Origin of the sequence: Amycolatopsis thailandensis (assembly GCF_002234405.1) — a bacterium.
Lineage (GTDB): Bacteria > Actinomycetota > Actinomycetes > Mycobacteriales > Pseudonocardiaceae > Amycolatopsis > Amycolatopsis thailandensis.
Map to the genome: position 1 here is coordinate 89,775 of NZ_NMQT01000102.1, position 23,369 is coordinate 113,143.

23 protein-coding genes are annotated in these 23,369 nt (G+C 68.0%); 17 read left to right on the forward strand and 6 right to left on the reverse strand.

Features of this window, described 5'->3' with window-relative positions; all coding sequences use genetic code 11:
• Positions 1 to 341: 341 nt before the first annotated feature.
• The 15 genes from CFP71_RS28245 (at position 342) to CFP71_RS28310 (ending at position 12,731) form a co-directional block, all read left to right on the forward strand.
• Entirely contained in the window at positions 342 to 1,346 is a 1,005-nt protein-coding gene (locus CFP71_RS28245; protein ID WP_093936982.1) for an SAM-dependent methyltransferase, read from the forward strand.
• 58 nt (positions 1,347 to 1,404) lie between these two features.
• Positions 1,405 to 2,127 (forward strand): hypothetical protein, encoded by a 723-nt coding sequence (locus tag CFP71_RS28250; protein ID WP_143267194.1) that lies wholly within the window; start codon positions 1,405 to 1,407, stop codon positions 2,125 to 2,127.
• A 125-nt stretch (positions 2,128 to 2,252) separates the two neighbouring features.
• Positions 2,253 to 4,175, forward strand: coding sequence for a S9 family peptidase (locus tag CFP71_RS28255; protein WP_208636054.1), 1,923 nt, complete (start codon positions 2,253 to 2,255; stop codon positions 4,173 to 4,175).
• A gap of 443 nt (positions 4,176 to 4,618) precedes the next feature.
• The gene (locus CFP71_RS28260; protein WP_143267195.1) at positions 4,619 to 5,182 is read left to right on the forward strand and encodes a hypothetical protein; all 564 of its coding nucleotides are present in this window, start codon (positions 4,619 to 4,621) and stop codon (positions 5,180 to 5,182) included.
• 172 nt (positions 5,183 to 5,354) lie between these two features.
• A complete protein-coding gene (locus tag CFP71_RS28265; RefSeq protein WP_093936986.1) occupies positions 5,355 to 6,359 on the forward strand; it encodes an SAM-dependent methyltransferase in 1,005 nt (334 codons plus the stop codon).
• Positions 6,356 to 6,490 carry a hypothetical protein gene (locus tag CFP71_RS45415; protein WP_279629246.1) on the forward strand — a complete coding sequence of 45 codons (135 nt, stop codon included), beginning with the start codon at positions 6,356 to 6,358 and terminating at the stop codon, positions 6,488 to 6,490. Before CFP71_RS28265 ends, CFP71_RS45415 begins: the two co-directional genes overlap by 4 nt.
• A gap of 251 nt (positions 6,491 to 6,741) precedes the next feature.
• Positions 6,742 to 7,299, forward strand: coding sequence for a hypothetical protein (locus tag CFP71_RS28270; RefSeq protein WP_093936987.1), 558 nt, complete (start codon positions 6,742 to 6,744; stop codon positions 7,297 to 7,299).
• Positions 7,300 to 7,893 carry an LppA family lipoprotein gene (locus CFP71_RS28275; RefSeq protein ID WP_093936988.1) on the forward strand — a complete coding sequence of 198 codons (594 nt, stop codon included), beginning with the start codon at positions 7,300 to 7,302 and terminating at the stop codon, positions 7,891 to 7,893. It begins immediately after the preceding gene.
• A gap of 69 nt (positions 7,894 to 7,962) precedes the next feature.
• Entirely contained in the window at positions 7,963 to 8,700 is a 738-nt protein-coding gene (locus CFP71_RS28280) for a hypothetical protein (RefSeq protein WP_093936989.1), read from the forward strand.
• A 132-nt stretch (positions 8,701 to 8,832) separates the two neighbouring features.
• On the forward strand, positions 8,833 to 9,822 hold the full coding sequence (locus tag CFP71_RS28285) for a hypothetical protein (protein ID WP_093936990.1): 990 nt from the start codon (positions 8,833 to 8,835) through the stop codon (positions 9,820 to 9,822).
• A gap of 67 nt (positions 9,823 to 9,889) precedes the next feature.
• Positions 9,890 to 10,186: a hypothetical protein gene (locus CFP71_RS28290; RefSeq protein WP_093936991.1), complete on the forward strand. Its 297-nt coding sequence runs from the start codon at positions 9,890 to 9,892 to the stop codon at positions 10,184 to 10,186.
• 74 nt (positions 10,187 to 10,260) lie between these two features.
• On the forward strand, positions 10,261 to 11,001 hold the full coding sequence (gene cmk, locus CFP71_RS28295; protein ID WP_167406309.1) for a (d)CMP kinase: 741 nt from the start codon (positions 10,261 to 10,263) through the stop codon (positions 10,999 to 11,001).
• Between the two features lie 14 nt (positions 11,002 to 11,015).
• Positions 11,016 to 11,558: a DUF3558 family protein gene (locus tag CFP71_RS28300; protein ID WP_244199865.1), complete on the forward strand. Its 543-nt coding sequence runs from the start codon at positions 11,016 to 11,018 to the stop codon at positions 11,556 to 11,558.
• Between the two features lie 132 nt (positions 11,559 to 11,690).
• Positions 11,691 to 12,233, forward strand: a complete 543-nt coding sequence (locus tag CFP71_RS28305; protein WP_093936994.1) for a (d)CMP kinase — start codon at positions 11,691 to 11,693, stop codon at positions 12,231 to 12,233.
• Between the two features lie 252 nt (positions 12,234 to 12,485).
• Entirely contained in the window at positions 12,486 to 12,731 is a 246-nt protein-coding gene (locus CFP71_RS28310; RefSeq protein ID WP_244199866.1) for an HIT family protein, read from the forward strand.
• A gap of 1,163 nt (positions 12,732 to 13,894) precedes the next feature.
• On the opposite strand, the gene cas2 is transcribed toward CFP71_RS28310, so the two are convergent.
• From cas2 to cas3, 6 genes are all read right to left on the reverse strand, one after another.
• Positions 13,895 to 14,185 carry a CRISPR-associated endonuclease Cas2 gene (cas2, locus tag CFP71_RS28320; RefSeq protein ID WP_093936997.1) on the reverse strand — a complete coding sequence of 97 codons (291 nt, stop codon included), beginning with the start codon at positions 14,183 to 14,185 and terminating at the stop codon, positions 13,895 to 13,897.
• A 1-nt stretch (position 14,186) separates the two neighbouring features.
• A complete protein-coding gene (gene cas1 / locus CFP71_RS28325) occupies positions 14,187 to 15,167 on the reverse strand; it encodes a CRISPR-associated endonuclease Cas1 (RefSeq protein ID WP_093936998.1) in 981 nt (326 codons plus the stop codon).
• A 5-nt stretch (positions 15,168 to 15,172) separates the two neighbouring features.
• On the reverse strand, positions 15,173 to 16,063 hold the full coding sequence (gene cas7c / locus CFP71_RS28330; RefSeq protein WP_093936999.1) for a type I-C CRISPR-associated protein Cas7/Csd2: 891 nt from the start codon (positions 16,061 to 16,063) through the stop codon (positions 15,173 to 15,175).
• 49 nt (positions 16,064 to 16,112) lie between these two features.
• Positions 16,113 to 17,894: a type I-C CRISPR-associated protein Cas8c/Csd1 gene (cas8c, locus tag CFP71_RS28335; protein ID WP_093937000.1), complete on the reverse strand. Its 1,782-nt coding sequence runs from the start codon at positions 17,892 to 17,894 to the stop codon at positions 16,113 to 16,115.
• Positions 17,895 to 18,515: a type I-C CRISPR-associated protein Cas5c gene (gene cas5c / locus CFP71_RS28340; protein ID WP_208636055.1), complete on the reverse strand. Its 621-nt coding sequence runs from the start codon at positions 18,513 to 18,515 to the stop codon at positions 17,895 to 17,897. It lies immediately after the preceding gene.
• Positions 18,516 to 18,831: 316 nt separating this feature from the next.
• A complete protein-coding gene (gene cas3 / locus CFP71_RS28345) occupies positions 18,832 to 21,867 on the reverse strand; it encodes a CRISPR-associated helicase Cas3' (RefSeq protein ID WP_425266638.1) in 3,036 nt (1,011 codons plus the stop codon).
• Positions 21,868 to 21,999: 132 nt separating this feature from the next.
• On the opposite strand from cas3, the gene CFP71_RS44325 reads away from it, so the two are divergent.
• Both CFP71_RS44325 and CFP71_RS43775 read left to right on the forward strand, forming a co-directional pair.
• Positions 22,000 to 22,176 (forward strand): hypothetical protein, encoded by a 177-nt coding sequence (locus CFP71_RS44325; protein ID WP_167406311.1) that lies wholly within the window; start codon positions 22,000 to 22,002, stop codon positions 22,174 to 22,176.
• Positions 22,177 to 22,551: 375 nt separating this feature from the next.
• A complete protein-coding gene (locus CFP71_RS43775) occupies positions 22,552 to 22,740 on the forward strand; it encodes a hypothetical protein (RefSeq protein WP_143267196.1) in 189 nt (62 codons plus the stop codon).
• Positions 22,741 to 23,369 lie beyond the last annotated feature (629 nt).

Genomic DNA, 23,369 nt, shown 5'->3' on the forward strand with positions numbered 1-23,369 from the left:
CTCGGACGGTCGCCGATCCGTCTTCTCCGCTCCCGGCACCGAGACCGCCCACAGCGGTCAGCTGAGACCGCACCCCTAGTCAGTGCTGTGGCGCACGGTATCCGTTCCTCGGCACGACTCCTACAGCCAATGTCGCTCGAACACCCGAGAAAGTGATCCACTGTGTCGCGCGCAGCACCCCGCCACACCGCAGGAAAACCCACAACTACCCCGGCGTTGACGGTCCCGGGCCAGCTCGCCCCGTACCGGCAGATGATCTCCCGGCTCGCGATCGCTGCCCTGTCCGCGATCGAGTCAGCGGACAGGGTTCCCGCCCCGGGAGTGTTCGGTGGTGAACCAGCATGCTGATCGTGCGCGCTGCCGACCAGGGCATGACTCACACGGCAGAGACGTGGCGGGACGGACGCGGGCCGTACTGGGGTGGCCCCTGCCCCGCGTCGCGCGGGTGCTGCCAGCACAACCATACCCTCGCCAAACGCGCCGAGTATCAGGCACTGTGGACGGCCCTGCCGACCCGCTGCAGCACGCGCCCGCACCCAGCGCTGGTCGACACCGTGCTCCGCAACGGTGACCACGCCACCCCGCATGACCGGCGCCTGGCCGACGAGCTCGCGCACATCTCGCTGGCCGCGCCGGCCGCGGTGCGCGAACGCGACCAGTTCACCGTTCGCGTCGTCGAGCATGCCCTCGACAGCGGCATCACCCAGTTTCTCGACCTCGGCTCCGGCCTCGTCCACACCAGCGCCGCCTACACCGCCCTCAGCCACGCGTCGTCCAACACCGATGCCGCGCCGAGCATCGTGTTCGTGGACAACGACATCCGGGTCGACGAGCTCAATCGGGCATGGCTGCGCCAGAACGCGCACCAAGGCCCGCGGGCCACCGCGATCCGCGGGAACTGCTTCGCCGTCCCCAGGATGCTCGGACGACTTCGCGAGAGAAAGCTCCTCGACCGCCGACGGCCCGTGGGCGTCTTGATGGTCGACATCCTGCCCTTCTTCGAACGCCGCGCGCCGCGTGCCGTCCTGCGGTCTCTCGTCAGATGGCTGCCACCGGGCAGCATCATCGCGGTCACGCACCTGACCGACGAACCGTTGGTGCGCCAGCTCCCGCTCTCCACGCGCCGAGCATTGCGTGAGGACACGGCCCGCTGGTGCCGCGCCTACCAGCGTTGTGTTCCCCCACATCCCAGGACATTCACACCGGCCCGGTTCGCCACGGTGACGTCCGACCTGGAACTGCTGCCGCCAGGGATCACCAGCACCTCCTGCTGGCCGGATCCCGACACCACCCGCAACCCTCGCCCACCGTTCACCCTTGCCGCCGTCGGACGGGTCCCAGCATGACCACACCCCGGGCCCGACCCGCCGCCGCTGACGAGCACGGACCCGAAGGAGATACCGCGTGAACGAGCCCAACCAGCCCAGCGCTACCCCGCCCCGAGCCCGGCGGCACCGCGGGTCCCGGCTGCGGCCTCCCGCGTCCGGGGCCAGACGCGCGCTGGCGCCTCGCCGAGCCATGCGCCTCGTCCGCCGCCGCGGTACACGAACGGTCGTGTACCGCTCCACCCTCGCCACACACCGGGATCTCTCCGGCGGCCAGAAGGGACCGAGTTTCATCGCGGACATGGCGTGGTGGGGTGGCACGATCGCCATCGGTACCGGCCTCGCGATCTGGAGCGGCAGGTCCTACCAGCCGATACCGGTGTTGGTCGGGATGGTCGCGTCAGCAGGAGTCGCCGGGGCCGTCCTGGGGCGGCTGGTGGGCTCGACGTTCCACCGCCGCCCGTGGATCCGAGGAAGCGCCCTCGTGATCCCGCTGGTAGTCGCAGTCGTGTTGTTCGATGTCGGCACGCCCGCGGACACCGGTTTCGTCCCGGACACCTCGGCCGGGATCCGCGACTACCGCGGCGGGTGCCTGTCCGGAACCGAATACACCGCCCCAGGTTCCGCGCTCAGCATCACCACCGACACCGTGACCCTTACCGGTGTCCAGGGCGGGCAGTTGCGGTTCACCAGGACCGAGCAGCGCTGGCCGTCCCTGGCCCGTGCGGAGATCTGGGGGCTCGGTGTCGTCCCGCGCGACCGTGCGACACGTGAAGCCCTGGCAGACGTCGGTTGTGACTAGCCGCCACGACGCTGCGGCCGGGGCCTGGCGTGCCCGGTCCGAGCCGATCACCACACCCGACACGCTCGCCGGGCCGGCCAGATCCCCTCCCGAGATGGCCTTGGCGGCCAACCGCAACCGCGAGCTTGTATCACCCGCCGACACAGACCCACGTTTCCAACCAAGATAGGAGAACTCGTAGCGTGACCAGTACAGCCCAGCACCCGAAGTTGAGTGCAGGAAGCGTCATTCCGCGTGCCGAGCTGTTCGGCAACCCAGAGCGCATGACGCCGTCGATCTCGCCGGATGGGCGGTGGCTGGCATGGATCGCCCCACACGAGGGCGTGCTCAACCTGTGGGTGAGGCCAGTCGACGCCGGCGATGATGCCCGGCCAGTTACCGCCGATCGCGACCGAGGCATCCTCGAGTACGTGTGGGCGCCGGACGGCGATCACCTCCTCTACCCCCAGGATCAGGGCGGCGACGAAAACTCGCACCTCTACGCGGTATCGGTGCGTAGCGGCGATGTCCGGGACCTGACACCGGTCGACGGTGTCAAAGCGGTACTGATTGCCCGCGACCTGCAGATCACCGACCGGGTGCTGGTCGGACTCAACAAGACCAATCCCCAGCTGCACGACGTCTACGACCTGAACGTGGCGACCGGCGAACTGGTCAAGGTCCTCGACAACCCGGGCTTGCTCGGGTTCGTGGCCGACAGCCAGCTGGACGTGCGGGCCGCCGTCCGGTCGAACGAGGACGGGGGCCGGACGATCATGGTGCGCGAGGCCGACGGCGAGTGGCGCCCCGTGCTGACGGTTGACCCGATCGACGCGCTGAGCACCATGGCGCTCGGGTTCGACCGAGACGGTCGCCGGCTGCTCGTGAAGACGTCAGCGGATGTCAACGCCACACGGTTGATCTGGATCGACGTCGACTCCGGCAAGCACGAGGTCGTCGTCGAAGACCCGATCTACGACGTGGCTTCGGTCCACACCGACGCCGCAACGAAACTGCCGGTCATGGTGTCGGTCCAGCGTGAACGCTTGCACACGCACGCCCTGGTCGACGAGATCAAACACGACCTGGACACGCTGGCCGCAGTCGATGACGGAGACCTGCACATCGTCTCCACCGACCGCGCGAACACCACCTGGGTCGTGTCCTACGTCCACGCCGACGGACCGACCGCCAGCTACGTGTACGACCGGGCCACCAGCCGAGCACGGTTTCTGTTCCATGACCGCCCCGGTCTCGCCACCAGGCTGAAGGAGGTCAAGCCATTCTCCTTCACCGCTCGCGATGGCCTGGAGATCCACGGATACCTGACGTTCCCGGCCGGGCCCAGCGAGAAGCTCCCGACCGTGCTCCTGGTGCACGGTGGGCCGAGTTGGCGGGACACGTGGCGGCTGAACCCGGAAGCCCAATGGCTGGCCAACCGAGGCTACCTCTGCATTCAGGTCAACTTCCGCGGCTCCACCGGCTACGGCAAGGCATTCAGCGCCGCCGGAAACCGCGAATGGGGCGGCAAAATGCACAACGACCTCCTGGACGCCATCACCTTCGCAGTCAAGGCCGGGTATGCGGACCCGGACAGGATCGGAATCTACGGCGCCTCCTACGGCGGATACGCGGCCCTGGCCGGCGCGGCGTTCACCCCCAACGTATTCCGGTGCGCCATCTCCCTGTGCGGGCCGAGCAACCTCGAGACGCTCCTGCGCTCGATACCGGCCTACTGGACCCTGATGATCGCCGAGATGTACAAGGCGGTGGGCAACCCGGACACCGAATCCGAACTCCTGCGGAAGCGATCGCCACACTTGCACGCCGGCAACATCACGATCCCGATGTTGATCGCGCAGGGAGCCAACGACCCCAGGGTTCCGAAAGCCGAGAGCGACCAGATCGTCGCCGCGCTGCGGGACAACGGCGTACCTTCCGAGTACCTGCTGTTCGACGACGAAGGCCATGGGCTGGTGAAACCCGAAAACAGGCTGAAGTTCTATGCCTGGGCGGAACGGTTCCTGGCCGAGCACCTCGACGGCCGGCACGAACCCGAAACCGCTTAGCCCCTGCGGGAACTCGAGCATCGTGTGCGGTCCCACGGACCGCCTGCGGCACCACGGCAGGTCCAGACCCTGCCGTGGTGCCGCGCGGTTGCCGGGAACCAGCCCCTGCCGGGCCCGGCAAGGACTGGTGCCCCGCCGCCCGGTAGTCGACCGCACCGAGAAGGCCGCCCACACGCGCTCTCTGATTCATTGGCCCCGTTGTCCCTGAGCACCGCAGAAAGTGATCCCCGTGTCCAACTCGCCCCGCCCCGCCAGAACCTTCAGCCCGGCCACAGGATCCTCGGCACAGAGCCGTGAACTCGGTGCCGGGCTGCGCGGCGTCCTGCTGCGATCGGGCCGCACGCGAACGATGATCGCGGACAGCATCGGCTGGAACGTCGGGAAACCAGGCCGGATGATCAACGGGCGCGAGCAGGCGCACCCATGCCCTGCCACCCCGCCGGATGCGTCGTTCCGGCGGCACCGTCCGCCGTCGCGGCACACGGTCCGTAAGCCGCGACGGCGGACGGCGGACGCCGCCGCCTGTCGTGGACGCGCTGTGGTGGGGCGGCACGATCGCCCTCGGCACGTGGCTGGCCATCCCGAGCATCAGAGTCCCTCTGCCGACACCGCTGTGGCTCGGGCTGGTCGTGACAGCCGGCGTCTCCGGAGCCGCCCTGGGATGCCTTGCCAGGTCGCTCTTCCTCCACCGCCCCTGGCTCCGGTTCAGCACCACCACACTCCCGGTAGCCGTGGCGGTCGTGCTGATCATCATCGGCACACCCTCCACACCGGACACCTGGCCCGGGGTGCCCGACAGCCGCCGCGCCTGCGTGGCCGGTACCGAATACGCCGACCCTGCCGTGGTCGCGATCACCGCCGACACCGTGACCATAACCGGGTCCCAGGGCAGACGGCTGCGATTCACCCGGACCGGCCACCCGTCACAGACTCCGGCCCACGCCGAACTCCTGCCCGCCGACCTCGAAACGCGCCTCGCGCTGGCCGCCTTCGGCTGCGACCAATAACGAACAGAACAACGCACGCCGCTCAACGATCTGCCCGTACCGCCTTGTCTGCCGACGACCCTCCTGGCCGGGAGCGCACCGACCTCGAACTCCACTGTGGACGCCACTTGGCGAGGACCCCCGACAACTGCCCGCTCGACACGATCGCCATCATCATGACGGGAACCCTCCGATGAACCCAGCACCCCGGAATCCTTCACCCGTCAAGGGACCTGACGTCGCCGACGTTCCCCCGTGCACCTGCGACTGCGCCGTGCTGCACACAGTGAGCGGGCGACTAGCGGCGCAACGGCGATGGACCCAGCAGCCGCAATCCTGTAACTGTCATCCGCGGACCGCGCAGATCGAGAACGCCCTCCGCGGTGGCCACTTCGCTGCGCCCGGTGCCCGGCGGATCGCCGACGAGCTGACCCGCATCGCCCCCTACACCGCCCAGGCGTTGCGGACCCGGGACGCCTTCACCACGCGGGTCGTCGACGAGGCGCTGGCGCACGGGATCGACCAGTTCCTCGACCTGGGCTCCGGCTACCTCGCCACCAACGCGGCCCACGCGGTGGTCACCAGCACGGACCACGTTCCCGCACCGAGGATCGTGCTGGTCGACAACGACGACCACGTCCACACCCAGAACAGCACCGACCTCCGGCACGCCACCAGCGACGTGCGGAACCGTACCCACCTGCTGCACCGGAACGCGTTCGCCGCCGGGCACCTGCTCCGCTACCTCGGCGCCAACGAGATCCTCGACCTGACACGACCGGTCTGCGTGCTGCTGGTCGACCTGCTGCACTACCTCGAACCCGACATCGACCCCAGCACCGTCGTCCGACGGTTCTCGAACCGTCTCGCGCCTGGAAGCTGGCTGGCGATCTCCGTGCTGTGCGGCTACCCCCTGTATTCCTACTTCGGCAACGCCGAAGCACACGCCGAACTGCGGGAGACCACGTACAACTGGTGCCGAGTGCAGAATCAGGTGCTTCCCCCGTGTCCTCGGCCGTTGCCCTTCGCCGCGCTCAAACGGATCTTCACACGCCTGGACCTGATCGCTCCTCGCTGTCTCACCACGCCGCGACGCTGGCCCCTACGCGAAGACCACTGGATACCGCAGGCACCTTTCTCCATCACCGCCGTGGGACGAGTTCCGGGCACCCTCAGCCCAGTACAGGAGGCGACGTGACACACCCCGGCATGACCTGGGCGCGCCGCCCCGGCCACATGCTGATCCTCGCCGGCGCCGCGCTCGCGGCCACCGTCTACGCCCTCGCGGGACGACCCCGCGTCAAGAAACGCGAGAGGCGCCATGTCTAGCAGGAAGGTCGCACCCGCGATCGCCATGCACATGGCAACAGACCGTGCAGAAAGCTCGATGAGCTACAGCCGCGCCGGCGGCCGGACACCGATGGCGCCGCTACCAAGGTCGGCGAACGGGCGGAGGCGGGCGCGGCGGAACACCCCCTTTCCGGTACGGCTACGAGAATCACCACATGCGTCGTCGAGAACTTCCGCGCCCGGCGCCCCGTTTCACACAGCAATCCCACTCCATCGCGAAGGCCGAATCCATGTTCCGCACCATGTTCACCCGGCTCCAGACCGCCACCAACACCGGTCTCGCCACCCGCCGCCTACCGCCCCCGGACGTGGGTGCCGTCGACCCTCTGGTCGCCTACCTCCTGCGGCGCGGCTGGCGGATCGTCGACCGCGATTCCCACACCACCGCGATTCTCGACTATCCCGCAAGCTTCCACAGTGGACTCAACGGCGACGATCGTCGCGTCCCGGCACTGGACAACGACTTGCAGGAACTCGAAGTGACACTCGCCCGCTGCCACGGATACTGGTTCGCCTGCTTCACCTCCTGCGGGACCGTCATCGGCTGCGACCGCCACCGCAGCGTCCCGCTCCACATCGGCGTGCACGCTCCGATCTTCACCACGGTGCTGCGCGATCTGGAAGTCCAGGCCCGCTTGGTCTCCCCGCACGAGGTCTCCCACTGCCTGCTCTTCGGCACGTGCGGCCACGAGAACACACCAAACCAGCCCTGCCAGCTTGCCCCGCTGGTCCCGGACGAACCGGCCAGCCTGCACGTGGTCCCCTGTCACAGCGAGGAAGCGGAATAGATGCGCAACCCATACCCGGCGCGTGTCGCGGCCGTGATCGCGGGCTGTCTGCTGCCCACGGCGGCGGCACTCGTCACGGCCTGCTCCTCACCGCACGTCGTCCCCGTGAATACGCCGGACACCGCCACAGTCGAGGAACGGGAACTGGCGATCCTGCGCCAGCGCCCGGACATCGCCACCGCCGTCGCCCGCTACGAACGCCTTCTCACCGCTCTGCGGGACACGCTGTCCGCGCGGCTGCACTGGGGCCAGTGGGACCGCGGCGCCGAGATGCGGGAGAACTCCCTACCCCGCAGCTGCGCCCCGGAATTCTCCGCCATCGACGGCAACCGCGTGCCCCTGCCGCTCTGGTACACAGCCTCCCCCGACATCACCAGTCCACAATGGACTGTGGCGCGTGACCTGGTCACGGACATCGCCGCCAGGCAAGGCTTCCGACGCGGGCGGGTGGCCTCGGACGAGCCAGGCAAATACACGATCAGCCTCATCGACGACGACGGCGCGCTCCTGAGCCTCAACGCCTTCCGCAACGCCGTGCTCGCCCTGACCACCGGATGCCATCTCAGCAACCAGCACGCCCCGTTCTCGCGCTGACAACCCACGACGACCCCAGTACGACACCCACCGCACCGACCATTCACCGGACGAAGGAGCACGATCCCCTTGCTGCGCGACGCATTCCGACCGGGCCAGCGATGGCCCGAGCACTACCGGCAACTCACCATCATCGCCACACCCCGCCTCGACCGCCCCGAGCTACGACAGCACGGCGACGCCTTGGCCGAGCTCGTCGACACGGTCCGCTGGACCGCGCAACCCTTCCTCTCACACAGCGTGCCCGTGCCCGACAAGTGGCTGCACCAGCCAATCCACGTGATCAACCCCAGGGACTCCGACTGCCCACCCCCGGATGACACCACCCTGGCCGAACTCGTCAGCGCACTGACGTTCCAGCTCGGCCGGTGGAGCGCCTTCCCGGTCCGGTCCGGTTCACCACTCGTCGGGGTCGACACGATCACGCTCGACAACGACTTCGACGAGCCCCTCGGCTACCTCACGCGCGACATCCGGCAGGTCGTCTCCAACGTATGCGGGCCGGCCTCGGTCCAGGACCCACCCCGGCCGGGACACCTGACCTTGTTCCATGCCTACGGGAACGAACCCCGCTTCACCCACGCCGACCACGCCCGGTTCCTCACCGACCTCGCCGCCATCCGCCCCAGCCATGCCACCTGGCCCCTGGACACTCTCCTGCTCGCCTGGGTCCGGCACAACCACCGCGAGAGCGTCTACGACTGGGAACTCGTCCACTCGTTCACCCTGCCCACACTCTTGCCCGGACATGGACACGGACACGGACATGGACCTCGGCTCGCATCCTCGACGACCGCCACGCACTAGCAGATACGAGTTCCCTTCACACACCTCCAGACGACCATCCACCGCATCAACACCCTCACCCTGCGCCCCTGCACTGGCTCGTTTCGCTGATGCGGCCGTATCCATGACCCGACAAGGACAACACCGGACCTCATGACGATTCTGGACTTCACCTACCTCAACTACGACCACGGCGGCGCCGCCCACGACCAGTCCACCGTCTACGACATGGACACCCTCGTGGAACTCCTGGGCGCCGACGACCGCACACCCGACGCGGGCATCATCGGCGAGGGCAACTTCTGGCGCTACTTCGGCGAGCGGGGAATCGGCGAAGCCGAAGTCGCGCTCAACACCACCTACCGGCACCGCAGCTACGTGATCCGCCCTGGCAGCCTGCCGGGCGACTGGGGCGAGATCGGCCCCGCGCTGATCTATGACGCCGGCAAGGTCCACAAACACGACTGGCACGGCGACCCGCGTAACGCCGGGTTCCTCGCACGCAACCGCAACCGTGCCCGTCTGTCCCCACGGGACAACCCAGACCAGAAACTGATCCTGTTCGGCTTTCACGGGCATCCCGACGGCGACCAGCGCCTGCACGACGTGAAACACTTCCGCCCCTACGGCACGCGGTCCGCGACGCCGACCGTCGTCCTCGGTGACTGGTTCGGCCATCCCTCCGGCCCAGAGTTCGAACCCGACAGCTACGCCGAGCACTTCGAGGAGCTCGCCCACTACGCGCCCCGCATGCTGTATCCGGACGGGATCCCCATGCCCGGCGACTATCCCTTCGAAACCCGCGCCCTGGACTACCTGTGCGGCCGCTGGCAGCACGGCCGCCGCGACTGGCGGACCGCGTGGCGCAGGAGAAAACCCGGCCGCCGCGGCGGGGGTGTCGGGTTCAGCCACCTCGGCGAACTCTGCGGCGACTACACGCCCACCAACTTCCCCGCCCCGAACGGACGCCCGGCCACCCAGATCGACTCCGCCGTGCTCAACCCCCGCGCCACGGCCATGCTCGTCCCGGGCAGCATGCTCGTCCACGAGCCCAAGACACGGGTCAACGACCACAAACGTGTCTCGTTCAAGCTCCAGTTCCCGGAACCGGCCGCCGAGCACCCATGGGTCCCTCCGACATGAACGAGTGCCACCTCCCCCGCCAGACCCGCAGGCCGTGGCCCAAGGCCCGCGACACCGGACGGCACCGATGGTCGCCCTCGGCGTGATCGTCACCGTCGCGGTGATCCTCCTGGCTACCGGCGTGACCGTGATCCTCGTCCTCGGCGGGATTCTCGCCTGGTACATCCGGGACGCCGAACGCCGGTCAGAGCGCACGTTCACCCGGATCCATGACCCGGTTCGGATACCCGGGTCGTGGCAACTCGTCACCGACCCTGATGGACCAGCCGGGCGGCCTTTCCGGCCGGTCGTACGACCTGCGCCCGCCAGAACCGCACCCTCCGTGTCCCGCCACAGCAATAACTCCGTATCCGCATCGATCTGACGTAGTCCACAGCCAACGTCGACACAAGAAATCCCCGCGACGCGCGTACTGGCAACCACCCGAAGGAGCACATGATGGCAGCAGGACACCCCACCACCACAGAGACGATCGTGGCCGTCGACGGACCGGCAGCGGCGGGAAAGACCACCACCAGCCGCGTCCTGATGGCGATCTTCGGCCTGCGCTACCTCGAGAGCGGCAGGATCTACCGGATCATCGCGGCCGAAGCCCTGCGCCGGAACCTTCCTCCCGACGACATCGCCGCGATCGAGGCGCTCTGCGAAGAACTCCTCTCCGAGACTGGACCCAACACTGCCCTGGCCTCGCCCCGTCACACACCCGACTCGCTACGGTCCCCCGCGGTGACAGGCCTCGTCCCGGGCGTGGCCCGGATCCCGGGCGTCCGCACCCACGCCACCGCACTGATCCGGCAGTGGGCCGCCGACCAGGCTGCGCCCTGCATCATCGAAGGCCGCGACATCGGCACAGCCGTGTTCCCCGCGGCACCGGTCAAGTTCTACCTCAACGCAACCCCAGAGGTCCGGGCGGAACGCCGCGTAGGGCAAGAATCCGGGCTGTCCTACCCCGCGGTCCTGCAAGACATCCTCCGCCGTGACTACCAGGACACGACCCGGGCGAGCGCGCCGCTCATCCCCGCCCGCGACGCCATCGAGATCGACACCACCGACCTCACCATCCAGCAGGTCATCCACCGCATGGCAACGGCCTACCGGGCCCGCCGAGGCAAGGACAAGCCGATCAGGCCGGCGCGGGCGTCCGACGCTGAGCTCGGCAACCGCGGGGCCGTCGGATGACCCGCCGTCTCGTCATGCCCCTCTGTGCGATCGTCGCGGCCACGGGCCTGGTGTCCGCGTGCGCGCGACAGGATCCCTGGAACGGGGGCACGCCTCCGCCGGGAGGTTCATCGACCCAGCCTTCGTCGCCAGCGTCAGGGTTGCCGTATGCCGGTGCGCCGAAGGTCGCCAACCCGCTGTCGGCGACTGTGCTGTCGGGTGATCCTTGCGTGGACGCGTTGACGCCTGAGCAGGTGCGCCCGATTCTCGGCGCGCCTCTGAAGCAAAGCCGGGATGACCTGGCAGCGGTGGGGCCTGCGTGCACCTGGGCCAACCTGGACAGGGGCTCTCAGCTCAACGTCGGATACGCCACTGTGGCGAAGACCGGTTTGAGCGGGGTGTACCAGAACACCAAACCGCAGTCGGGCGTGTGGAGGCCGATCGCCGACGTCCAAGGTTTTCCGGCGGTGGCACACGCGGGCAGTCCAGGTCAGACAACGAAGGATCTGTGTGTCGTGACGGTCGGACTCGCCGACGAGTTCGCCGTCGATGTCGCTGTAGTCCTCGGATCCGCGTAGCAGGGCATCGTGGATCCGTGCGGCATCGCCGCAGACGCCGCGGGTGCGGTGACCGCGACGCTGAAGGCCAAGGCGGGTGCGTGAGCATGTTTCCCTGTGATCAACTGGAGCGTACCCCGTGAACCCTGACGTATGAGGCGAAGTAGGGCTTCAGCGCGCTCGTACGCACCGCCGAAGAAGCTGCCGAGAAGGCGGGGTGATGTCCTGAGCGGGACCGAGACCGGGCCGAACAGCGCCCTAACCTCACCCCGCCACACACCGGAATCTCTACGTTCCCCCGCAGTGACGGGCCTCGTGCCGGCCGTGGCCCGGATCCCGGGCGCCCATACCCACGCCACCACCCTGATCCGGCAATGGACCGCCGACCACACGCCCCGGATCATCGAGGGCCGCGACATCGGCACAGCCGTCATCCCCACCGCGCGGGTGGAGCTCTACCGCACAACGACGCCCGAAATCCCGGCACAACGGCGCACGCTGCAGAACGGCACCGCCGGTGACGAACAGGGCCTCGCGAGCATCCACAGCCGACACGAGGCGGACACATCCCGATCGACGGCGCCTCTCAAGCCCGCCCACGACGCCGTCATCACCGACACCTCCACGCTGACCATCGATGAGGTCGTCCGCCGCGTGGTCGCGACCTGCCGCGAACGCGGCCATGCGGCCACCTGACCGCCGGCTACGGCACCCACACCAGAGCAGACATCGCAACCATCAGCGAGCAGGAGCACCCGCCATGCACCCCTCCCCGGAACCGGACAACACCGCCGCGACCACCGCCAGCAACTGCCCCTTCTGCCGGTACCAGGACCCCACGATCAGCACCGTGCTGATCGACGGACCGGCCGCCTACGTCCGCTGGGACAACTACCCCGCGGCCCCGGCCACCTCAACATCGTCCCGAAACGGCACGTCGAGTCCTACATCGACCTCACCACCCACGAGAACACCGAACTCCACACCTTGTCCATCCAGGCCAGCCGCGTCCTCGCCGACCGGTTCCACCCTGACGGCTACACCATCGGAATCAACGAAGGACGAGCAGCGGGCCGCACGATCGACCACCTCCACTTGCACCTCATCCCCCGCCACCAGGGCGACGTCCCCGACCCCCGCGGCGGGATCCGGCACGTCCTGCCCGGTCCCAGCCCCGACAAATGGCTCTCCTAGGGGGCCGGCCGGTCGATGCTGCAGTCCCATCCCTGCTGCCGAAATGATGATCTTGCGATCCTCATCGGCTGAGAGGGCCGATGCCACCAGCCGGTCGCCGGGTTCGGCGATATGCTCGCCGCGCTGTTGCACTCTTCATCGGCCCCGGAGGGCCGATGCCACCGGTAGCTCCTCGACTGGTGCCCCGAGGCCACCCAGTTGCGATCCTCATCTGCCCCGGAGGGCCGATGCCACACGTTGGCTGACGAGGCCAAGGGGCTGGAAAAGCGGTTGCGATCCTCATCGGCCCCGGAGGGCCGATGCCACGCTTGTCCGCTTCGGCGTAGCGGTCCATCGCTTCGTTGTTGCGATCCTCATCCGCCCCGGAGGCCCGATGCCACCTCGCCGCGGACGCCGTCGAGATCTGCCGCGACCTCGTTGCGATCCTCATCTGCCCCGAAGGGCCGATGCCACCGTCACCCGCGCGGTGATCTGGGACCAGAAGACCAAGTTGCGATCCTCATCCGCCCCGAAGGGCCGATGCCACACCTGAACCTGCTGTCGACCGGGATCAACAACCTCTCGTTGCGATCCTCATCGGCCCCGGAGAGCCGATGCCACCGCCGACCATCTCGGCCTGGGCGGGGGCGAGGCCGATGTTGCGACCCTCATCGGCCCTAGAGGGCCGATGCCACTCCTTGCCGAACTGCATACGCGCCGTGCAGCCGAGGTTGCGACCCTCATCGGCCCTGGAGGGCCGATGCCACCTGATCGCTACCATCATCGGCGGCACCCGCTGGTGGTTGCGATCCTCATCGGCCCCGGAGGGCCGATGCCACCGCGTCGAGCAGACCGAGACCGCGTTCGCGATCCTGTTGCGATCCTCATCGGCCCCGGAGGGCCGACGCCACCACCTTTAAGGAGGTCCATCGTGGCCAACACGTACCTGTTGCGATCCTCATCGGCCCCGGAGGGCCGATGCCACCGCGCGAATCTAGTGCGCGCTTTCTGGCAGTGCCGGAGTTGCGATCCTCATCGGCCCCGGAGGGCCGATGCCACCCCTGCCTATACAGGGGAAACTACTGTTTCAGAGGTTCATAGTGACCTTTCTGTAATCGACACGCGCGGGTTTCGCTTCGGAACCTGATGGCGTGTCTGTCTACGCTCCCGGCTCTCACCTTCCCTCAGAAGATGAGCGGGGTGCCGTGACCCGCTGGCGGTGAGTGCCCGATGTGCGAGGCATTGGCGAAGGATCCGGTAGTGAGGCGGTAGACACGGATGCTGTCGAGATCAGGGTGGATGATGTCGAGGAGGCGATGGCGCAGGAGCAGCAGCTCGGCCTCGCTCATCACGATCTCGAACACCGACTTCTGCACCCGGATTCCGTACGCTTCGCAGGATCGGGCAACTTGGCGGAGTCGCCCGCGGCCAGCGGGCGTGGTCGTGTCCACGTCGTAGGTGACCAGGAGTTCCATGTCAGCTCGCGATCCAGGGTTGATAGGCGGGTTGATCGGCTCGGAGATGCCTCGCGAGTAGCCGTGCTTGCACGTTGGGCAGCAGAGCGGCGGGTATGTCACGTTCAAGCACGGAGTGTCGCCAGACCCGTTCACGTGCTTTCGACCATCGGTCGAGCACGAATGCTCTGCCGTCATCGGTGAGTGTCACACCACCCGCGGGATCCTGAGTCGTGTGTTTGGCGGTGATCTCCTTGCGGTTGAACAGGGTCAGGACGAAACGGTCAACGAGCAGGGGCCGGAACTCCTCCATCACATCGAGTGCGAGCGACGGCTTTCCGGGGCGGACCGCGTGCAGGTAGCCGATGTAGGGATCCAGCCCGACCTGTTCAAGGGCTCCGACCACCGCCACACGAAGCATGCCGTAACAGAAGGACAGAAGGCAGTTGAACTGGTCTTCGGGCGGACGTCGGCTGCGGCCCCGCGGGACTCCTCTCGCCAGCAGTGGCATGCTCTGGAAGTACGGCCGGGCGGCCGCGCCTTCGACACCGAGCAGTTCGGTCATCGAGCCCGCGCGTGCTGCCGCCGCAAGCGAATCGGCGTGTGACGCGGCAACCGCCCGGATCTCACCCTGCCTCGCGGGTTCCGCGTCGCGTGCGATGCGCAGCAGTAGCTGACGGTAGTTGTGCAGCTTTCCCGCGACGAGGGACCTCGCGATGTCGAGCCGGCGGCCGGGATCGTCGTGCGCGCGGGCTTGCTGGAGCCGTAGGAGCGGGTTACCGATCAGGTTCCCGCCGACGCGTCCGAGGAACCGACCGTTGCGCGACAACCATGTCACCGCACGGTTGTCCGCGGCGCATCGCAGAAGCAGGTCGTTGGCATTGTCGGTGAAGTCGCGGTCCAGATGGATCAGCGCGGCCTGCCGGGGACAGTAGGCGTAGTGCTCGAGGGCCGAGATCGGGACACTGGCCCACGGCACCCCGGCAGGTCGTGCGTCGTCCATGCCTGTCAGGCCAGCAGCTTGGCGAGCGTCACACCGGCGGGCAGATCGTCGTCCGCGGCGTTGACCACATAGTCGCTGAAAGAGCGGGGCGGGCCGGTGACGTGGTCGGCGAGGCCGGCGGTGACGCGTTCGGTGAGTTTGTGCGCCGGGGCGTTGCCGAAGGCGTTGTCGTGGCTGAAGACGTACAGGCCGCGGGTGGTCATCGTTCCCCGGGCGGCGGAGCGGTCGTGGTCGAACATCATCTCCAGGGTGCGGTAGAGCAGTTCCAGGTCACGGCTGTCGACCGCGGTCTGCTTACCGCGGGAGGCGGAGTAGTAGATCTCGGCCTTGTAGAGCCCGTAGGGGACAGTCCACTTGGAACCCATCTCGGTGCTCTCACCCCTGTCGATGTGGTCCTGTTTGGTCTGGGTGACCCGGGTGATCGTGTGCTGCTGCGGCGCGACGGGGTGGTAGCTGCGGGCGTTGGTGACCTGAAGCGGCCCGTAGATCTGGCCCAAGGATTTGGTGTCGCCTGTGGACAGAACCGCGCCGAACAGCCGGATGTCGGCGTACTTCTCGGTCAGCCAGGCACGGGCCGTTTCCCGTTGCTCGGCCGTGGGTTTCTTCTTTTTGTCGGTGATGTTTCCGGCCTCGAGAGACTCGGCCAGGCGGGTGTTCAGGGCGTGGCCGGCTTCGACGAAGATCCCGTACCGCGGGTCACCGTCCGCGGCGAGGGACAGGGTGTTGCGGATCTTGCGTTTGATCGCGACATCGGTGATCAACCCGTGCCCGGTCTCCTCGTCCATGCGCGGCCGATTACCGAAATCCGGGTCGCCGTTGGGGTTGCCGTCGGCGACGTCGAACAGCAAGACCATGTCGTGACGGACGGCGGGGTCGAGGTGCGGTGCGATACTCACTGGTAAACCTTTCGCTGCTGTGATGGGAAGGTGGGTTGGCGGACGGAGGTCAGTCCACGCTTCCGCCAGTTTCGGCGTCAGTGTTCTGTTGGTGGGCGCGGGCTTGGCGGCTGTCGGCGGCGCGCTGCTGGTGGTAGCCGAGGACGAACTGTGCCTGGCGCTGCGGTGGCAGGAAGCCGGGAAGCGGCTCCGCTGAGTCGATCTTGTCCATCAGCGCGTCGAGTGTGGTGTGTAGCGCCTCGGCGGCGGCTCGGGTTTCCGGCTTGCGGCGGATTTTGGCGAGCCAGGCCTTGGCCAGTTTGGTGCCGGTCATCACCGCCGGGATGGGGTTGCTCTGCGCGGAGCCCCGGAACTTGTCGCCGAACGTCGCGTTGACGTCGGGTCCGTGGGCTTTGCGCTGGATCTTCTCCAGGTGCGCGAACACACGGCCGTAGAGGTAGGCGGTGTCAGTGTTGTTCTCGTCGAGACCGGCGGACACGCGGGACTCCTTCTCTTGGGGATCGCACAGCGCCAGCCGCAGCAGCGCCGCGCGTGGGGCGTCGATGCGGCCGTCGGCGGCGATGCGGTGCAGGACGTGGTGCAGGACCGAAGCGGGCAGCGGCAGGCCGCGCAGCGCGCGGGCGAGCAGGTCGCGCTGGACGTGGTCGCGCCGCCGTCCGCTCTTGCTGCCAAGCTCGGTGTAGCGGCCGGACTCTCCGGGTCGCGCTTCCCAGCGTCCGGTAGCCAGCACGAGCTGCCACAGTCCGAACGCGACAGGCTCATCGAGGCCATAGGTGACCATGAGCGTGTCGCGGTACCAGCGCGCCACGGACAGGAGCGCGGTCGGCAACGGCAGGTCGATCCAGTCCCGGACCATGATCCGGGAGGCGTTGCCGCCGACGGTCAGCGAGCAGAACCGCTCGTCGCTGCCGATCCGCTCCGCCGTGTCCTTCGCCCGCGCCAGGTCCCCGGACCACAGCCGCTTCAGCAGAGCGTTGACCTGGTCAGGGTCGGGGCCGGTCGCGAAACCGCTGAGCACATCGGGTTCCTCGGCGCCCAGGACCCACCACACCATGCGGCTGTCCTGTCCGGGCAGGTTGATCGCGTGCCGGGAGCCGAGCAGCTGAGTCATACCGCTCCCGACGGCGTTGCCGCAGGTGAAACAGATCGGCGTGTGGGTCAGGTCGTCGGTCAGGCCGTAGCCGAAGACCGAGGCGTTCACGCTCACCAGCGCCGCGTCGTTACCGGCTCCGGGGACCAGGCGCTTGGGAACCGTGCCTGGCATCGAGTTCACCAGCTGCCCGGTCTGGCCGCACACCAGGCACAGCCCCTGGCGAGGTGCCGTGCCGCCTTTCCGGCGGGTGACCTCCGCAGTCCAGAACCGCACCAGCGAGGGCCGGTGGATGGCAAGCTCGTCGTCCACCGCGATCAGGACGCCGTCCTTCGCCGCCACGCCCTCCGGGCGCGCCAGCATGGCTTCGTCCCGGTAGAACCCGGCCAGCCGCGCGGCGGCCGCGTCCCGCGGGTCGTTTTCGGCCCAGCGGCGAATCAGGTCGGCGAACCGCCTGTGGCATTCGGCGACACGTTCGGGTTTCGTGGTGTCGTCGCCCCAGCCGAAGACGTACTGGACATCGTCGGCGCCGAGCTGCGGTGCCACACCGACCGTCCGCGTGACCGCCGGAGCGACCCGGTACTGCCCGCGTCGTTTCCCGTCCGGCTCACGCAGCCCGGTCAGCCGGGTCTCGCGGCCGTCGGTGAACAGGTCCAGCCGCCACAGGAACTCCCGCTCCCGATGGAACGGCGGCGTGGTCACATGGTCCTCGGAGTAGCCGACCAGGCGTTGCAGCAGCATTCACGCCTCCGCCAGTGCAGCGGTTTGGCCGGTGCGCGGGATCATCATCCGCCCGGCGTGCAGCCAGGCGTCGAACCAGGAGAACCGCACGCCCGCCGGGTCGTGGTGGACGCTGTGCAGCATCGTCCCGAGAGCCATGGTCAGCGGAACCGGTTCCCGCTCGTCCACGGGACCGAAATAGGCGCTGAACTCCCGTGTCCCCAGATACGGCTGGTGGAAGCACTGCCCGCGCTCCACCCGCCGCCGGAACTGATCCCGGTACGCCGCGGCCGGCTTGGTCGCGTGCGCACGCAGCTCAACCTGGGCGTGGATGCGGTAGCAGACGTCCTTCAAGCACACCGCGTTCCGCTGTGTCCGGTGCTCGGCCGTGTCCACAGTGCGGCCCGCCAGCGCCGCGTCCACCGACGCGATGTCGGTGGTCTCGTTACGGCGCTGCGTGAACTGCGTGATCGGTGCGAGCACGTCGATCGCGACCGGAACCCAGCTGAACTCCGGCTTCCAGAAAATCGACTCCAGGACACCGATCGCCGCCGTCGGCGTCATGACCGGATACGACACCCGCTCCACTTTCAATTCCGGTCTCGTGAACAACGCGCCCGGACCCCACACCTGCACACCCACCGGAACAGCACCCTCCGGTGACAGCGGTAACCCCTCGCCCACAACGGTCCCTTCCCTCGCATCTGACTTGCCGAGGAGTAGCTACCAGGCCGGACCGACAGTTCTTGGAGGATTATTCGCGCCCCCACCTTGCGCCCTTGTCGAACAGGATCGAAATACGCAGGTACCAGAGCCATGAACACAGAAAACCTGATTCCTGTTCACATTCACGTGCGAATCGGATTCAATCGATCGAGTGAACCCGATCTCCCAGGGCCCACTGATCCGATGCCGTCGTTCACGCCTGATGCTGCCCGACCAGGGCGGCGCGGGCGGGTCACCACACTTCGCGTTCGGACCCACTGGTGGTGTCGATGCCGTAGTCGGTGTCGTAGGGGCCGGTCCACTCGTAGAGGTCACCGAACACCGGCTCGCACAGCGCCGCGATCGCCGGGTCCTGCAACAGCCGCTTCGGCAGCGCCACCAGATACGGCTGCAACTGCCGCAGCACCGTCCCTGCCTGCTCCGGTTCACGACGCAGGCGGGCGATCAGGGCGGCCGCCGGGGTCGGGCCGTCGTGGTCGGTGACCGCGACCGGCACGGTGTCGTCATCGAGCATCCGGAACGCCAGCGCCGGGTCGCGGCCATTGACCTCCCCCATCGCGCGTTCCGGCCCTTCGGCCACCGACTGGAAATCGAGCCGCTTCCGGTTGCGCTGGATCTCGGCCGCGCGGGTGCCGTACTCGGCGTTCGCCCGCCGATACAGCGTCCGGTAATAGCGGTCCAGCGCGTCCACATCATCAGGCCGGACCATGCCGTCACCCCGTGGCCCGAAGAACTCAGCCGTCACCGCGGACCCGAGGACGTATCCGGCGGGACTGGACATGTCCCGGGCGGCGAAGACCACCACCAGGCCGTCCGTGCCGAGCGTGCCTTCCCGGTTCGCGCGCCCCGCGGCCTGCTGCACCGCCTCGGCCGGAGCGAACGCCCGGAACACGACCGGGAAGTCGATATCCACTCCAGCCTCGACCAGCTGCGTGGACACCAGCCGGACCGGCCGCCCGTCGGACAGACGCTCACGCACCTCGTCGAGCACCGTCCGCCGGTGCGCGGGCATCATCCGCGTCGACAGATGGAAGATCCCTTCCGCGCCGGACTCCTTCCACCCCTGGAAGACCGATCGGGCGTCCGCGGTCGTGTTGACCACCATCAGGACCTGCTCGTGCGAGCACGCCCGCTCCCCCACCTCGGCCAGCGTCGGCCGGGGATTCAGCCACCACTCGTACCGCACCCGCCGCATCGCCGCGAACAACTCGCGCGGATTCTCGACGATGTCCCGCACCCGCAGACCCCGCCACACGTCGAACTCCGGAAACGAGGGCTGGGTCGCCGACGCCAGCAGCACCGTCACACCGAAGTATTCAGTCAGGACCCGCAGCGCGTCCAGGATCGGGGTCAGCACCCGCAACGGCAGCGCCTGCACCTCGTCCAGCACGATCACCGCGTTCGCCAGCCGGTGCAGCTTCCGCATCCGCGACGGCGTGCGCGCGAACAACGAATCGAACAGCTGCACCGTCGTGGTTACCACGAACGGGCTGTCCCAATTCTCCGCAGCCGCGCGCGCGGCCCACCGCGCCGCACCCGACTCGGGCACGTGCACCGCCGAGTGATGCTCCAGGACCGCGTCCGCGCCGAGCATCGCCCGGTACTCGGCGGCGTTCTGCTCGGTCACCGTGATGAACGGGACCGCGACGATCACCCGCCGCTTCCCATACCGGGCGGCATGATGCAACGCGAACCCCGCCGACGCCCACGTCTTGCCCGACCCGGTCGGCGCCGGCAACCGGAACACCCCAGGAGCATCCCCCGCGCACCGCACCGCCTGCCCGTACACACGCTCGCGGACCGCGTCGACCGGAGAACCGGTCCGGCCCGCGAGTCGGTCCCGGCGGGCAGCCTCGAAACGATCCCGCAACACCGCCATGTCCACGTCGTCCCGCACCCGCGGCCCCGACCGCCCCTTGGCATGCGCGGCGGTATCCAGATGATCGGCATCCACCAGCGCCGAAAACGCCAGCCGCACCCCCATCTCCGCGACCGTGTTCCCCCGCCGCCAGCCCGCCGGCAGCAACGACGTCGGCGCCCCTGTCAAAACCTTCTCCGCCTCCGGCAGCACACCGAGGAACGCCTCGACCTCGTCCCGGCCACGCACCGCGTCCCCAGGGTCCAGCGCACGCAACTCCCCCGGACTGGTCAGACCGCCATGATGACCGTGGACCGCCATCGCCGCCGCACCCGCCACCCCGCGAAGAAGATTCGCCCCCAGTTCCTTATGTGGGACACCGACACGCCCGCCGTGGACCTCGGCACGCAACAAACCCTCCTGCCACAACCTGCACGCCTTACCCGCGTCATGGAACAACCCCAACGCGAAACCCAGCTCGCCAGCGCCGAACTCCCCCGCGAAACGCGCCGCCAACACCGCCGTCGACCGCGCATGATCCGACAGCAACTGACGCCGCCCCAACACATTCGCACTATGCGCCCACATACATCCCCCGCCAGACCGGCCAGCTTGAAACGCCACACCATACGGGCACCACAACATTCCAGACCTGGCCGCCACACGCACAACGACAAGACCCCCGAACTTCTGTACCATCACTTCGGAGTGAGAAGCGTGGAGCGACACGCCACCAGGTTCTCCAGCGATTCCCGGGCGTGTCGGCAACAAACAGGCCACAATGGCCCCACGTCGAAGACAAAAGCCCAGCTCAAACAGAGTGGCATCGGCCCTCCGGGGCCGATGAGGATCGCAACGGTGCCTTGGGGTAGTCGGGCATGGTGTCGGCGGCGTGGCGTCGGCCCTCCGGGGCCGATGAGGATCGCAACGCGACCGAGGGCACCCATATGTTGTCGGGGTTCGGTGGCATCGGCCCTCCGGGGCCGATGAGGATCGCAACGGCGGCGGGTCCTCGCGTTTTCGGCTGACGGATGAGTGGCATCGGCCCTCCGGGGCCGATGAGGATCGCAACATCGACACGAAGCGGGCTTTGCCCTTGGGGGCAGTGTGGCATCGGCCCTCCGGGGCCGATGAGGATCGCAACTCGCTCACGCCCACGGTGAAGTCGCGCAGCTCGACCTGTGGCGTCGGCCCTCCGGGGCCGATGAGGATCGCAACCAGGACACCGGGACCTGGGCGCACCGTCGCGTCGCCGGTGGCGTCGGCCCTCCGGGGCCGATGAGGATCGCAACGACCAGCCAGCCGACCGCGTAGGACGCGGCGAGCGCGTGGCGTCGGCCCTCCGGGGCCGATGAGGATCGCAACCGCGTCCCCAGCGCCTTGGCCTCGTCGGCCAACATGTTGTGGCATCGGCCCTTCCGGGCCGATGAGGATCACGAACCCATGACAACACCTTGTGCGGGCCCCGCGGCAGGTCTGGCGTCCGGCATTGTGGTGCGTTCGCGATGACGCGGCGGTACCCCGGGTTGATACGTTGCGCTGATGCCTTCCCTACATCGACAACGCTGTACCGTCGATGTCAATCCAGGTCTGTTCTATCTCACCGCCGTCAACCCGGTCGGCGAGCACGATCCCAGCGACCTCGTTCCCGAACTCCTCGACACCGACGCTGTCTGCATGGCCGGCGACAACGGCATCACGTTCAACAGCCGGTTTTAGTCCCACACGACCGTTGTCACGATCGAGTTCCTGGACATCGCCCCCGACCGGGCAGAGGCGGCACCTGGCTCCGCTGTGGACATGTCCGGAAGGACCGGTGAAGGCACCCTCGTGCTGCGTGCGAGGGGCCTGGTGTTCTCCAACCCCGACCACGTCATGCCGGCTGCCACGGTGCAACCTCCCTACCTTGGGCTCTGCCACGCACGCGTAGCGCGGTGCCTGCTGGCAGATCGGGAAACCTACGTTTCTCCAGATGACGACGCGAACCCTCACGGCCTTGAGGAATGGTCCGTGGACTTCTGGCCCGCAACCCCCGGCATCGATAAGGACCAGAACCTAGGACCAGCAGCCGACCTCAGGTCATAGCGATCAGCGATGGTCCTCAACCTTGACGGTGGCAAGACGAGCCAGATCGAGCCGAATAGGTCCGGGCTCACCGTCGGGCAGGCGCCGGCGGCGGGTCCCGCGGATGCCTGCCCCTCCTGGCGACTCGGCGCTGCAAGCAGGCCGAGCAAACCGGAAGTCGCCAACGCCCAGGGCAGCCCGGAGGTCTCGCCGACATGACCCGGATCGACGCCACCGACCCCACCATCCAGTGTGTCATCGACCTCAGGGCACCGACATACCGCGACCGATGCCGCGAAGACTCTCCGCCACGCGGCCGCAGAGCTGAGACCGCGACTTTAGTCCACAGTAGACACGTGACAGCGGGGACCCGTTCGGCGGGTGTCAGCCGAGGAGCCGATCGAGGTCGGCATTGAGTCGATTCTCCCGATCGCGATCGCCGAGGGCCATGGGGAAGCGGTAGCACGCGAGACGAACGTGCCCTCGGCGTGCCGGGTGGGTACGCAGGCACCAGTTCGCTGAGGGGAGACCGAGGACGACCTCGAACGTCTGCTCCGGCACGCGCGGTGCCGGGTGACGACCTCACGGACGATGGTCGCCGTCGCGGGCCTGAAGCTCCGGGAACTCTGGCGCGGGCATCTCGACAACCGTCTCGGCGTACCGACCCGTCCTGGCGCGGCGTGTCACGGAAGCCACCGTCGAAGGTGACGAAAGGACCGCAGGCCTCGCAGCCGAGCGACCTCGGACGGCGAGTACGACAACGTCGTGCCGTCGGCGACTGCCGATTACGTAAGGTCGGCCAGGATCAGTGCCAGGCTGCCCAGGGGGATCACGGTGCCGTCCCGGCG

What these genes read in the sequence shown, in the direction of transcription:
- CFP71_RS28285 (WP_093936990.1), top strand. Translation starts at nt 8,833, where the DNA reads ATGACGATTCTGGACTTCACCTACCTCAACTACGACCACGGCGGCGCC.
- CFP71_RS28275 (WP_093936988.1), top strand. Translation starts at nt 7,300, where the DNA reads ATGCGCAACCCATACCCGGCGCGTGTCGCGGCCGTGATCGCGGGCTGT.
- cmk (WP_167406309.1), top strand. Translation starts at nt 10,261, where the DNA reads ATGGCAGCAGGACACCCCACCACCACAGAGACGATCGTGGCCGTCGAC.
- CFP71_RS28270 (WP_093936987.1), top strand. Translation starts at nt 6,742, where the DNA reads ATGTTCCGCACCATGTTCACCCGGCTCCAGACCGCCACCAACACCGGT.
- cas2 (WP_093936997.1), bottom strand. Translation starts at nt 14,185, where the DNA reads ATGGAACTCCTGGTCACCTACGACGTGGACACGACCACGCCCGCTGGC.
- cas3 (WP_425266638.1), bottom strand. Translation starts at nt 21,867, where the DNA reads ATGCCACAACATGTTGGCCGACGAGGCCAAGGCGCTGGGGACGCGGTT.
- CFP71_RS44325 (WP_167406311.1), top strand. Translation starts at nt 22,000, where the DNA reads ATGCCTTCCCTACATCGACAACGCTGTACCGTCGATGTCAATCCAGGT.
- CFP71_RS28300 (WP_244199865.1), top strand. Translation starts at nt 11,016, where the DNA reads ATGCCCCTCTGTGCGATCGTCGCGGCCACGGGCCTGGTGTCCGCGTGC.
- CFP71_RS28245 (WP_093936982.1), top strand. Translation starts at nt 342, where the DNA reads ATGCTGATCGTGCGCGCTGCCGACCAGGGCATGACTCACACGGCAGAG.
- CFP71_RS43775 (WP_143267196.1), top strand. Translation starts at nt 22,552, where the DNA reads ATGGTCCTCAACCTTGACGGTGGCAAGACGAGCCAGATCGAGCCGAAT.
- CFP71_RS28305 (WP_093936994.1), top strand. Translation starts at nt 11,691, where the DNA reads ATGAGGCGAAGTAGGGCTTCAGCGCGCTCGTACGCACCGCCGAAGAAG.
- CFP71_RS28290 (WP_093936991.1), top strand. Translation starts at nt 9,890, where the DNA reads ATGGTCGCCCTCGGCGTGATCGTCACCGTCGCGGTGATCCTCCTGGCT.
- cas1 (WP_093936998.1), bottom strand. Translation starts at nt 15,167, where the DNA reads ATGGACGACGCACGACCTGCCGGGGTGCCGTGGGCCAGTGTCCCGATC.
- CFP71_RS28260 (WP_143267195.1), top strand. Translation starts at nt 4,619, where the DNA reads ATGCGTCGTTCCGGCGGCACCGTCCGCCGTCGCGGCACACGGTCCGTA.
- cas8c (WP_093937000.1), bottom strand. Translation starts at nt 17,894, where the DNA reads ATGCTGCTGCAACGCCTGGTCGGCTACTCCGAGGACCATGTGACCACG.
- CFP71_RS28265 (WP_093936986.1), top strand. Translation starts at nt 5,355, where the DNA reads ATGAACCCAGCACCCCGGAATCCTTCACCCGTCAAGGGACCTGACGTC.